The 12,363-nt window shown below is 59.4% G+C and carries 11 protein-coding genes and 1 tRNA gene; 6 read left to right on the top strand and 6 right to left on the bottom strand.

Annotated features, from left to right (window positions below; translation table 11 throughout):
- Positions 1-77 precede the first annotated feature (77 nt).
- Positions 78-305 (top strand): PLD nuclease N-terminal domain-containing protein, encoded by a 228-nt coding sequence (locus tag CD58_RS14865; RefSeq protein ID WP_025213790.1) that lies wholly within the window; start codon positions 78-80, stop codon positions 303-305.
- Positions 306-332: 27 nt separating this feature from the next.
- Here the strand turns inward: CD58_RS14865 and CD58_RS14860 are convergent, their stop codons facing one another.
- The 3 genes from CD58_RS14860 to CD58_RS14850 all read right to left on the bottom strand — a co-directional run bounded on the left by CD58_RS14860 (position 333) and on the right by CD58_RS14850 (position 1,516).
- Positions 333-758 (bottom strand): hypothetical protein, encoded by a 426-nt coding sequence (locus CD58_RS14860; protein ID WP_025213789.1) that lies wholly within the window; start codon positions 756-758, stop codon positions 333-335.
- A 121-nt stretch (positions 759-879) separates the two neighbouring features.
- Positions 880-1,110, bottom strand: a complete 231-nt coding sequence (locus CD58_RS14855; RefSeq protein WP_025213788.1) for a hypothetical protein — start codon at positions 1,108-1,110, stop codon at positions 880-882.
- Between the two features lie 151 nt (positions 1,111-1,261).
- Entirely contained in the window at positions 1,262-1,516 is a 255-nt protein-coding gene (locus CD58_RS14850) for a DUF6555 family protein (protein WP_025213787.1), read from the bottom strand.
- A 194-nt stretch (positions 1,517-1,710) separates the two neighbouring features.
- Here CD58_RS14850 and CD58_RS14845 point away from each other — a divergent pair, with 194 nt between their 5' ends.
- A complete protein-coding gene (locus CD58_RS14845) occupies positions 1,711-2,610 on the top strand; it encodes a polysaccharide deacetylase family protein (protein ID WP_025213786.1) in 900 nt (299 codons plus the stop codon).
- Between the two features lie 106 nt (positions 2,611-2,716).
- Positions 2,717-2,908, top strand: coding sequence for a hypothetical protein (locus tag CD58_RS14840; protein WP_025213785.1), 192 nt, complete (start codon positions 2,717-2,719; stop codon positions 2,906-2,908).
- A 42-nt stretch (positions 2,909-2,950) separates the two neighbouring features.
- On the opposite strand, the gene CD58_RS14835 is transcribed toward CD58_RS14840, so the two are convergent.
- A complete protein-coding gene (locus CD58_RS14835) occupies positions 2,951-4,747 on the bottom strand; it encodes a DAHL domain-containing protein (RefSeq protein ID WP_025213784.1) in 1,797 nt (598 codons plus the stop codon).
- Positions 4,748-5,021: 274 nt separating this feature from the next.
- Positions 5,022-5,876, bottom strand: a complete 855-nt coding sequence (locus CD58_RS14830; protein ID WP_080712552.1) for an SPFH domain-containing protein — start codon at positions 5,874-5,876, stop codon at positions 5,022-5,024.
- A gap of 449 nt (positions 5,877-6,325) precedes the next feature.
- On the opposite strand from CD58_RS14830, the gene CD58_RS14825 reads away from it, so the two are divergent.
- Both CD58_RS14825 and CD58_RS14820 read left to right on the top strand, forming a co-directional pair.
- On the top strand, positions 6,326-7,417 hold the full coding sequence (locus CD58_RS14825; RefSeq protein ID WP_025213782.1) for an ABC transporter substrate-binding protein: 1,092 nt from the start codon (positions 6,326-6,328) through the stop codon (positions 7,415-7,417).
- Between the two features lie 24 nt (positions 7,418-7,441).
- Positions 7,442-11,155, top strand: coding sequence for an ATP-binding protein (locus CD58_RS14820; protein WP_025213781.1), 3,714 nt, complete (start codon positions 7,442-7,444; stop codon positions 11,153-11,155).
- A gap of 139 nt (positions 11,156-11,294) precedes the next feature.
- Here the strand turns inward: CD58_RS14820 and CD58_RS14815 are convergent.
- Positions 11,295-11,382, bottom strand: a tRNA-Ser gene (locus CD58_RS14815).
- Between the two features lie 124 nt (positions 11,383-11,506).
- Here CD58_RS14815 and CD58_RS14810 point away from each other — a divergent pair.
- Positions 11,507-12,178 carry a Bax inhibitor-1/YccA family protein gene (locus CD58_RS14810; protein WP_025213780.1) on the top strand — a complete coding sequence of 224 codons (672 nt, stop codon included), beginning with the start codon at positions 11,507-11,509 and terminating at the stop codon, positions 12,176-12,178.
- The last annotated feature ends 185 nt before the right edge of the window (positions 12,179-12,363 follow it).

Raw genomic sequence — 12,363 nt, 5'->3', positions numbered from 1 at the left:
GATCACCAAGACGCAAATTCTTTGAACGGTGCCCAAGCGGTTGTGCCTAATCCTTAGACCGACAAGAGGATAAGGCCATGTCTGAATTAGCCAGTTATTTCTGGATCGCTGTTGCGGTGCTTTTGCTGCTGGTGGATCTGTGGGCAATTATCAGCGTCTTTCGAAGCGACAAGTCTGCCGGAACCAAGGCGGGTTGGGCCTTGCTGCTGATTATCCTGCCCGTGCTGGGCTTGATTATCTGGGGTGTGGCCGGGCCTCGAGGGATCAAGGAAGGCCCGTCATCACCGGAACACAGCAAGGGCTGATAACAGGGAAGTGCATGGATCGCGAAGTCACTGGTTCTTCCAGCGGCCGCCGGTGGTTTCGCAGTCCTTTTGTGCTTGTTCCAAATCCTCGGCACCGTAGTAGTACCAAGTGACTTGCGCATTGTCAGGAATGTTGGCGGACCCACCCGTACGGTCTTTACTGGTCGAGCGCGGATTGGCCAGGGCTTCTTGCGTCAGTCTGGCTTGGCACGTCGCTACATACCCCTCGTCGCAACGTTCCACCTTACTCTTCTGGGTGCTCACCGTGCCCTTGTTCTCATTGCTGCACGACCAGTCCAAGGTCTCGGCGGGCATGCCGTTGTATTCATAGCAGCTGTGGGATTCAATCGCCGGTACCGATTGGCTCTGGGAGCGCGTGATGACATCACAACCTTGCGCCATGACAGCGGTGGGGCAGGCGCAGGCGATTAACAGCAGGACTTTGGCATTCATGAGAGTTCTCCCTTTCGCGGTTCTTTACGCCGATACATATCAATATCGAGGCGCAAAGAACGCCCTCGTTCCATCGGCTTTCCAACCGGTAGAACTCAGGGGAACGGTCTGTCGCAAAGCGTTAGCGGAATTTTGGCAATGGCCGCTCGACAGGCTTGAGCGAGGTCAATGCGCTCTGGATCGACGGAGCATCTTTGTCGATGTCGTTCAGCCGGTCCCGGATGCGCAGCGCCGTGGGGTGCCCGCCCTGGTGATCGACCCAGTCGGCGATTTCCTTGCAGGCCGCCGTGAGCGTTGCCTGACGCGATTCCAGTAAGGTAAGCAGCGTGGTGATGGACTCTTTTTCGGACATGTCACACCTCCATTCAGGGTTGATGAGGCAGCACTAAGCCCGCCAGATGCGGGTTATGCTGTTGTATAAGCGTAGTTGAGTTATTTCGGATCTGTCGAAGAATCCGGCGCGCGGCTGGACAACCGGTGCGCCGGAAACTGGGTTATTTAAGTCAGCCGGACTCCTTGATCCAGGACGGCGCGACGCTCGCTCGCCAGCGTACGTCGGTAATGCCGTATTTTTCAGCCAGGGGTTTTGAAACCCGCTTGACCTTTTCCCGCCCGAATTTGGGTATGCGCCCGACACCCGCGTCGCAACTGGCCCAATGCCAAGCTTCGGAGTTATTCATCACTTCAGCGCGAATGATGAATGACTTCGGCTCGCCATGGAGCACGTAGTCGATGATGTAAAGCGATGGCCCGCCCATAAATCCTCCCTAATTAGTTCTATACGGATGGATACGGAGCGGTGCGGAAAATTCCATCGGATTTCCAGACGGTCAAATTCAGGCCGGCGCTCACTGTCAGGAACCAAACCCGGTTAACCTTCTCCAAGGTGAGCTTCAAGACCGTGGGCCAGGGATCAAAGGCAACGAAGTACGGCATTCATTTAAGGCAAAACATGAGAATCATCGCCAGGGCGCTGGCCATCGTAGCGCTTGCCACTGGGCTGTCGGGCTGCATAGGCGCTCCCGTCGAACTGACCCCGCAGACTGAGCAAGACCTGCGGGCGCAACCTCCGATCCGTTTCCTGCTCACATTCGATGACGGTCCCAGCGCAGCGCGTTTCTGGAACCCCAGCGAGGAGGTCCTGGACGCTCTCTTGGACAATCCGGTGCAGCCCGGGATCAAGGCGGTCTTCTTTGTTCAAACCCGCGCGCCACGGGCCGGCGGAAGCGATATCGGCCGGTCGTTGATGCGCCGTGAGCAGCAAGAAGGGCACGTGCTGGGCTTTCATACGGCGACCTATTGGCACACCAATCACCGGTTCCTGAATCCTGATGAACTGGAGCAGTCGCTGGTCAATGGCGGCGCCGACATCGCGGCGGTCACCGGTGCGGCGCCTAGCCTGGTGAGGCCGCCGTTCTGGAGCTACGACAGGCGTACCTTCGCCGCCTACCAGCGCCATGGACTGCATGTATTGCTCACCGACCTGAGCGCCAACGACGGCAAGGTCTGGGGGATCACCCTCAGCCCGCGACGGCGAATGAATCTGACGCGCCAGCTCTCCGAGGTGCGCGAAGGCATCGCCGCAGGGCAGTTGCCTGCGGTTGATGGGGTGATTCCGGTGGTGGTCACCTTTCACGACCTCAATCGCTATACCGCCCGCCACACTCGGGAATACTTGCAGATCCTGCTCGACGCCGCCCGGGACACGGGCGTGAGGACCGACGCCAAGCCCTTCTATGATGACCGCCAGGCGTTGGAGCGAGCGGCAATGGTTCGCACGGTCAAGAACACCACCCAGGCGGTGCACTTGCCGGGTTTGTGGGATTGGCTATGGGATTCGGATTCCCACTGATGGGCCTGGGGCGTCAATGAAGGTTACGACGCTCGGTCGGCACTGGTGCGCAAACTGAGTGTAAGGTAGACGACGTAACCCTGGCTTACCTCGAACGGAGGTCACTATGAGTACTGCGATGCTGACCAAAATGCACATCAACGGCTATGACGTGCTCAGCGTAAACAGCGGCCCGTGGCGGGTCTGCACCCAGGCCGACCGGTTGGGTTCCTTTGCTTCCCGTGAGGAAGCGCTGGCCTACGCCGCCGCATTGCCGGCCAGAAGGAACCGTGGCAGCCGGCCTGTCAATGTGAAATAGCTCCGAGGGCACGCTCCTACAGTGGTCAGGTTCGCCAACTGATCAGGGGCGTGCCGGTTCCAGTGGAATCTCCAAGGTGAACTCTGCTCCCTGCCCGGGTCCTTCACTATGAACGTGGAGTCGGCCATTCATTTCAACCGCCGCCAAGGCGCAGCTGTGCAAGCCGAATCCATGGCCGTCCTTGCGGGTCGTGAACCCGTGGTTGAAGATGCGGGCCAGGTTATCGGGCGCAATGCCTTCGCCGCGATCCTTGACGCTGAGGCTCAACGTCGTTCCATCGATAGTCCGGATTCCCAGTGTCATTTCCCGCGGGTGATCGTTGACATGAGACATCGCGAACTTGGCATTGCTGATGAGGTTGATCAGGATCAACAGCAACCGGTGCTTGTCACCCATGATGGGCGGGACGTCCTGGTAATCCTTAATGACGGTGACGTGGTGTCGGCTCAGCGCGCCCGAGTTCATGCGTAGTGCATCTTCAAACAGGTCACTGATAGTGAGCGCTTCGATCAGCCTGGCGGCCCCGGCATAGGTTTGTTGAGTGGTGACGATTTCCTTGATGTGATCGATGCTCTTGGTCAGTTGCGCCAGTTCTTCGATCAGCAGTGCCTGTTCGGCGGCGATGGAGTCCACCAGTTCGTTGAAGTAGCGGGGCAATAATTGACCCTTTTCATCCTGGGTAATGAACCGGCCCAAGTCGTCGGCATGTTCGTTCATCATTTTTACCGCTTTGCCGAGCCCCTGCGTCTTGCTGCTCTTCAACTTGCGCGTCACCAGGTCCGCTGAAATATTCACGCTGTTGAGCACATTCCCGACGTTGTGCAGCACATTCGTGGCAATTTCGGCCATGCCCGCCATCCGTGCGGCGTCCACCAGTTCGCGTTCGGCCTCCTTCAGTTCGCGAGTACGCTCTTGCACTCGCTCCTCGAGCCGCTCATTGGACGACTTCAGTTCCTGGTTGATTTGGTTGATGACGGAGTAGCTGCGAACCAGCCGCACCGCCAGGTAGATCATCAAGAGCGCCATGAGGCTGGCACACACGGCCAGGTAGATATGATATTGACGGTCCGTTGCGGCTGTCCTGCGCTGGGTCTCGTTCAACAGCTCATTGATGTTGTCCAGTTCCTGGGCAACGGGAATAACACTGATGCGGTCAAGCAGGTCATTGACGACCGGTTGTTCCTCGATAATGGATTTGACGTGCTGGGTCAGGGTGATAAAGAGGGGCCGAGAGGCCGGGGGCAACTGGTCGATGTAATGTTCCAGTCCACTCAGTTGGCTCTGCGCTTCCTTGGCTTTGTCTGAGGTGACATAAAGCGCGTACTCCAGCGTCGTCAGGGTCAGTTCAAGAACATTGGAGGCCGCTGCCTGACGCTCCGCAGGACTTTCGAACGGTATCTCTTTGAGCAGGGTTTGAATGTCGTCCTCAATAATCGGCAGCGCATCCAGGGAGGTGCGTAGATTGGCGTTGTGTTGCTGGAATTGATCGACCAGTGTGGTTTTGTTCTTGACCGCATCCACATAGCCTTGCCGTCTCGACGCCCAAAGAGCCGCCAGCGGGCCAGAACTATTGAGCTGCTCCAACTGCAGCCATCGACCGGCCGCCTCAGGTGGCGGTACCAGCGACAGGTTGTTGTTGACGCCGATCTTTTTCCTGAGGATTTTGACGTTCCAGTTGGCGTCGGATTGCTTGAGTTGGCGAATGAAGTCACGGGATTCGAAGTAGGTCGATGAATCGTACGTGTATGACTTGATCAAAAAGAATATCAACGCGCAAAAGACAATAAGCGCGACAGCCAATAAGGCGGGCCATTTATATTTTTTGATAATGGTCGTCACACTAATCTCCCGTTCAGAACGCTTGTCGAAGGAGTCGGTGAGTTCCCGAGTAGGGAGAAATGCTCAAGACGTGAGTCGAGGGAGGGGAGCTGCAATCGGCGTATCGAGGGTTGCGTCGGCTTGTTTTTACCTGGGTACACGTTGAGCTCCCTGCAAACGGTGAACGTCGTGTTCATCAGTCAGTAAGTGTAGCGCTAACGAGACGATCAATGTCTTGGGAAGGGAGCGAGTGGGGAGGAAGCGGGCGCGGCCAGGGTTGGCCGCGCCTTTTGAGTTACTTGATGTCGATGAAGGGCAGGGCGCTGTTTGGCAGCACGGTAGTGGGTAGCACACCGTTCCAGCGCTCGGCCTTGGTGAGTTCCACCAGGTTCTGGTTACTGGCCAGGGCCTGGGCCCGTGCCTTGATGGCCTCGGCCTCAGCCTTCCCGCGCAATTCGGTGGCCTGTGCATCCGCTTTGGCCTGGGCCACTTGCGAGTCGGCTTCCGCCTGGGCCTGGGTTACACGAATCTGGGCTTGAACCTGCTCGGTGGCGAGTTGTTGCTCGCGGGTCTTGACCTGCACCTCGGCCGCCATGCGCGCTTCGATGGCTTTTTCATAGGCGTCGCTGAAGTCGATGTTCTCGACCTGGACGCTGTCGATGATCACAGGCCCGGTAATGGTGGCCTTGATGGCGCTGGAAATGTCGTTGACCAGTTGCACGCGGTTCTGCACGGCGGCCACGGCGTTGAACTTGCCAAACACGTTTTCCACCTGTGTCGGCACCTGGCGGCTGATCATCCGGTCCCGGATGCCTTCAAGGTCCTTGAACTGGGTGTAGACCTTCGCCACATCGGAAGGCGCGATGTGCCAGGACACGGACACTTTGAGCTCCGCGGACTGTTGGTCCTTGCTATAGGCCTGGAGGTCGTCATAAGAGGTGACCTGGCTCTGTGTGCTGATCATGCGCACAGACTCGATAAATGGCGTCTTGAATGACAACCCCGGTTCCACCACCCCGACCAGTGCACCGTTGCGCAATAGCACACCACGCTCGGTTTCATCGACCGTGTACCAACTGCCAAAGAAGACGCACAACAGGACGACGCCTATGATTGCCGCGACGAGAGAGCTAATGGTTTTGCTGGTCACTTTTCTTTCCTTGAGGGGCAGGGGAGGTTTTGCCATAGCGGTGTACCTATGTTGAAACCGAAGCCGGCATTCTGAATGCCAGGCACGGAAAAGCAAATGGCGAAAGCGATGTGTAATGACGTCTATTTTGGTGGTTGGGCTGATTTTTTGGCTTTACCACCTACGAACTCCTTTCACTGGCTGAAAGAACTGTAGGTTTTTGCCCGGATTTCGAATTGACGTCACCTTTCCAACGAAGGGTCTACGTTGAGGCTATGCTCATCACTTCTACAGCAGTGCATTGGTTTCTATTCTCGGCCGCCAAGGAAGGAGTCTGTATGTGTTAGTTCTTCATGGTCGGCGATCCAATCCGCAGGCCGATTTCTTCAACCAGATCAAACAGTCGGTCCAGGCTGTCGGCAAGTGCGGGTGGAGTAATTTCGGTAAATCCCACGCACATGGAGCACAGCATGAACAATAAACCGATCCACAAAATCGTGTGGCGCTTCGCCGGCTGCGTGGCCGGACTGGCGATGATTGCCGCCAATCCAGCCCAAGCTGCTGACGGCGGCATCGCCAGCGGCCCTACCGCAAGCAATAGCATTGCTTTCAGCAACTCCTACGCGGGCAGCGATTTCCGCAAGGTGATGGTGCGCAACTGGCAGGAGATTGCGGTTCAAGCGCAAAAGGATGGCTTGATCCGCGAGGCTCCGGTGGTCAGCGCCAATAACTCGGCATCGGAACAAGCGGCCCATATCCAGGACTTGATCGTCAAGGGCGCCAACGCCATCGTCATTCTGGCGGCGTCCGACACGGCTCTCAACGGGGTGATCCGGGATGCCTGCAACGCCGGCATCGTGGTGGTCGTCATGGCCAGCCTGGTCACCGAACCCTGCGTCTATACCGTGGACTACAACTGGTCTGCCATGGGCCGCGTGGAAATGGACTATATCGCCGAGCGCCTCAAGGGGAAGGGAACGCTGCTAGAGATCCGCGGCATTGCCGGCGATGCCACCGATAAAAACATCAGCGACGGCATTCGCAAGGCCGCCGGCGATTATCCGGGCCTGAAGTTCGCCAAGACGGTGTACGGGAATTGGACGGCTTCTGTCGCACGCAAGGAGGTGGCGCTGGCGCTGCCGTCGCTGCCCAACATCGATGCCGTCGCTACTCAAGGGGGCGACGGTTATGGCGCGGCCATGGCGTTCAAGGCGGCGGGACGCCCTTTGCCGATTATCGTGATGGGGAATCGTCAGGACGAACTTGCCCTGTGGAAACAGGAGCGCGATGCCAACGGCTACGAGACCGTCTCGGTCTCCGCCTCCCCGAGCGTCTCCCAGGTGGGTTTCTGGGTGGCCCAGCAGATTCTGGCGGGCAAGCAGGTGCCGAAGTTCGTCGAGGTGCCTCTGGTACGCATCGATGCTAAAGACCTGGACACCTGGCTCGCCACGATGCCGGTGGGCGGCGCCGCCAATCCGCCCTATAGCCAGGCTTCCGTTGCGGCGATGATCGACGCGGCCATCAACAAGACGGCGCCTTCGCCGGAGGTGACGAAGCAGTAGCGGCGGGCGAGAGGGCCAGGCGCCATGCTGGCATTCAAATCAGCCACGAACAGGCCCATTGCCGTCAGGATTGGCCTCGCGGTTGCCGCGCTGGTGTTTCTGATGCTGACGGTATCGCTCGTGAACCTCTACGGCCTGCGAGGCATGGTAGGTGCGGTGGATTCCGCCAGCCATTCCGCGGAAATCCTGGCCTCGGTCAACGGGGCCACCGGGCGGGTGGAAAACTTCATTGCCACCCGCGACCAGGAAAGCTTGTCTCAGGCCGAAGGCATGGTGGCAACGGCCATCACCGGCCTCGCCGCCATTCCAGTGGCAGAGGCGCAATCGCTCAAGGGCAGCCTGGAGAGGCTCGCCGCGGCGATCGCCGCCTTGCGCGCGGCGACCCTGACCATGGATGGCGAAACGGAAAACATGACAGCCCACTACGGCCGGATGCGAGAGGCGACGATCCTCGTCGAACAGGGCATCGCCGATGGGTTAAAGGGGGTTCAATCCCGCGCCGCTGATCACGAGGCGCGGGTGAGCAATATCGAGAGCGCCCATCGCATCCTGGACATCCTGCGCAACAGTGAGCGGATCATCACCGCCAATGTGGCCAAGCTGCTGGTGACCGGTGATGGGGCGGCCGCTACTGCGGCGCGGAACGCCTGCGCGGCACTGCCGCCCGTGGTCGAGCAGTTGCGTGAGTTGATGGCGGCGCCACTGGAGATGGAGACTCTGGACCAGTTGGCGACGGCGGTCACTGCTGCCAGCGTGGCGGTCGAGCACCTTGGCGAGGCGCCCAAGCTGCGGGGAGGCGAGGCTTTGCGGCAGCTCGCCGCCGTCGGGGAGGTGGCTGAGCGCCTTGAGGCGATGTTGGCTGAAGTGGATGAGCACGTTGCCCATGACGCAAGCGACATTCAGGCAGCCACCGGTTTGCTGCAAAATGCAGCCGCGCTGTCCAAGCGTTTCGCCGAGCGGGTTGCCACCCTGGAGGCGCAGACCTTGTCGTTTCGCCTGTCACCGTCGGCCGAAGTCGCCGGCGCTGTCGACAAGATCCTGGACGAGCTCTCCCGTCTCGCGCGCGTGCTCCCTTCGTCCGTGGGGCCGCAGACCAATGCCACGCCCCTGACGGTCAGCGAGCAGATAGCTGGCTACCGGGCGGCATTCGCCAGATTCCATCAGGCGAGCAACGCCTTGAGCGACGCGCGCGACCAGGTTCGCAACGAGGCTCGCAGCGCTGGCCTGTTGGTTGCGCGCTTCGCTGGCGAAGCGCGTTCGGACGCCTTGGTTCACAAGGATCGTGGCATGCTTGCGACGATCGTCGCGGGTACCGTTGCCATCCTGATAGCCGGCGCCATCGCCTGGAGCACGTCGCGGTTTGTCGCGCAGCCCATCGTGGCCCTGGCCTCGGTCATGCGTCGGCTGGCGGCCGGCGACCTGGACGCCGAGATCGCCAGCGCCGAACGCGGCGACGAGATTGGGATCATGACCCGTGCCGTCCGGGTGTTCCAGGAGAATGCCTTGCGCATCCGGGTGCTGGAGGCCGAGGCCGAGGCCGAACGACAGCAGGTCCAGGCCTCTTTGGAGCGAATGGTTGCCGAACGGACCGACAAACTGCACCAGCAGACCGAGGTGCTGGAGGTGCAGGCGGTCGAACTGATTCAGGCGCGCAATCAGGCCGAGTCGGCTAACCAGGCAAAGAGCGATTTTGTGGCCACGGTCAGCCACGAACTGCGCACCCCGCTGACCCTCATTCTCGCACCTCTGGAGCAGCTCTCGGCGACGACCACGCCGCCGGCGGACTGGCGTGTGCAAATCGAGCGCGCCCAACGCAACGCGCTGCGCTTGATGAACCGGGTGAACGACATTCTCGATTTCTCCAAGGCCGAAGCGGGCAAGTTTGAGCTGTGTCCGGCGCCGATTGACTTGAACAAGGCGGTTGGCGTGCTGGCCGAGGATGCGGCCATGGTCGCCAAGGGCAAAGGTTGCACCTTGACCTGCAGCATCGATCCTGCCCTTGGCACGGTGTTCCTGGACCCCCGGCATTTCGAGAAAATTCTGCTCAACCTGGTGAGTAATGCCATCAAGTTCACGCCCGCTGGCGGCACCGTGCACCTGGCAGTCACTGCGCTTGAGGGCGAGCGATTTGAACTTGCGGTGCAGGACTCGGGCATTGGCATTGCGCCTGACAAACTGCCGCTGCTGTTCCAGCGTTTTTCCCAGATTGACAATTCCGCCACGCGCCACTACAGCGGCACAGGCATCGGGCTCGCCCTGGTCAAGGATCTGGTCGAGCTGATGGGAGGCGAAGTCGGCGTCAACAGCGAGCCCGGGCGGGGTTCGTGTTTCTTTGTTCGACTTCCGCGGGGGGCCGAGCAAAGTACCGTGCCGGCCGGACCCAGCAACATGCACGAGCGATCCTCTCCGAGCACAACCGAGCAGCGCCACCTGCGTTTCGACGACGGTCGACAGGGCAGTAGCAATGACTGTGCTTCGATGGAGGGCGCAAACGACGAGCAGCACTCGGAGCGCTCCCTGCAATCCAGAGTGCTCGTGGTAGATGACAGCCCGGAAATGCTGAGCTACCTCAGCGAGCTTTTGCACAACGACTACATCGTCGCCACCGCCGCCGATGGAGAGCAGGCCTGGGCACTGCTGCAGCGCCAACCCATCGATGTCGTCCTCTCGGATGTGATGATGCCGGAACTCGACGGCTTTGGCCTGACAGCCAGAATCAAAGCCAGCGCCGGTTTTGCCCATTTGCCCGTGATCCTCTTGACCGCCCGCGGCGGCAGCGAGGCCTGCGTCTCCGGGCTGGAAAGTGGCGCCGATGACTATATCGCCAAACCCTTCTCGCCCCTGGAACTCAAGGCGCGAATACGCGCGGCGCTACGCATGGGCCAGGTGCAAGCCGAATTGAATGCAAAGTCCCGCCAGGCGGGCATGGCTGAAATCGCCACGACGGTGCTGCACAACGTCGGCAACGTCCTCAACAGCGTGAACGTATCGGCAGAGCTGGTCAGCAGCCAGATGCGCACCTCCAAAGCCCAGGGGCTGGGCAAGGTGGCTAAGATGATGAGCGAACACGTCAACGATCTGAGTGATTTTCTCACCAAAGACCACAAAGGAAAGCTGCTGCCCAACTACCTGCTCAAGCTGGCAGAGGTGGTGACGGCAGAGCAGCAAGGCATCATCGAAGAACTCGGGCAACTCACCAAGGGCATCGACCACATCAAGACCATTGTCGCTGCCCAGCAGTCCTATGCCGTTGCCGTCAGTATCGTGGAGACAGTGCCGGTTGCAGAGTTAATCGATGATGCCTTGCGCATGAGCGCCGGATCACGGACGCGCCAGGAGGTGACGGTGGTCAAGGAGATTGCGGACTTGCCCCTGCTGGCGCTGGATCGGCACCGGGTGTTGCTGATTCTGGTGAACCTGATCAGAAACGCCAAGCAGGCGCTGGACGGCGTGATCGATCGCAGCCCGTGCATCACGTTCGGCGTCGCCCTCGCTGAAGGGCCAGTATTGCGTATCACGGTGGCCGACAACGGCAATGGGATTACGCCAGAGCACCTGGCGGGTATCTTTTCCCATGGTTTCACTACTCGCAAAGACGGTCACGGTTTTGGCTTGCACAGCTGCGCGCTAGCCGCGCAGGAAATGGGTGGCAGCTTGACCGTGCACAGCGACGGGGCCGGACAGGGCGCAACCTTCACCCTCGATATCCCCCTTGATGCTGCGCAGAATAAGCGATGAACACCGAACCGGCGCATCGTCTCCGAAACATTGGCGGATGGTTGAAAATCAGGGGCCCATCCAGGGTGTGGGCTGGCGGACTTTTCCAAACCCCAGAAACGACAAAGCCCTGAATAATCAGGGCTTTGTCGTATAAAAATGGCGGAGGCGATGGGATTCGAACTCATGGACCTGTTACAGTCGACGGTTTTCAAGACCGTTGCCTTAAACCACTCGGCCACACCTCCGTATTGCGTTGCGGGCGCCATAATACCCGAATGAAACACACTGTCAAACTCTCTACGTAGCTTGTTACAGAGCGTCTGTTATGATCCTTGCCACTGAATGTTTCAAAACCGGAGGAGTGTCGCCATGCGCGAACAGGATTACGCAGTGAACAACAGCGTGCAGGCTGAGCAGCTAGAGGTTAGCCGCGTCCTACGCAACACATATGGCCTGCTGGCACTCACGCTCGCTTTCAGCGGCGTGATGGCCTACGTCGCACAACAGATGCGTGTGGGTTACCCAAACATCTTCGTGGTGCTGATCGGTTTCTACGGCCTTTTCTTCCTCACCAACAAGCTTCGTGATTCGGCCTGGGGCCTGGTATCGGCTTTCGCCCTGACCGGTTTCATGGGCTTCCTGCTCGGCCCGATCCTCAACCGTTACCTGCAGATGCAGGGTGGCGCCGAAGTGGTCAGCTCGGCTTTCGCCATGACCGCGCTGGTATTCGGCGGCCTGTCGGCCTATGTGCTGATCTCCCGCAAGGACATGAGCTTCCTGGGTGGCTTCATCACCGCCGGGTTCTTCGTGTTGATGGGCGCGGTGCTGGCCAGCTTCTTCTTCCAGATCAGCGGCCTGCAACTGGCGATCAGCGCCGGCTTCGTGTTGTTCTCGTCGGTCTGCATCCTGTACCAGACCAGCGCCATCATCCACGGCGGCGAGCGCAACTACATCATGGCGACCGTCAGCCTGTATGTATCGATCTACAACCTGTTCGTCAGCCTGCTGCAACTGTTCGGCCTGATGGGTCGTGACGACTGATTGCATCGCGATGAGCGAAAAGCCCGCTTCGGCGGGCTTTTTTTCGTCCGCATTTTGTGGTCGTGGCCAATGGCCCGCAAAAAACCTGAGACGTGATGGCACCTTCGAATAAATGATCTACACCTATGGCTAGGGATTGCGTTGCCAGGGGCGGCATGAAGTGGATCGATCAGCGACTACGCGAA

Origin of the sequence: Pseudomonas brassicacearum, from assembly GCF_000585995.1 — a bacterium.
Classification (GTDB): domain Bacteria; phylum Pseudomonadota; class Gammaproteobacteria; order Pseudomonadales; family Pseudomonadaceae; genus Aquipseudomonas; species Aquipseudomonas brassicacearum_A.
The sequence above is the reverse complement of the archived record's forward strand: the minus strand, read 5'-3'. Positions and strand labels throughout refer to the sequence as shown.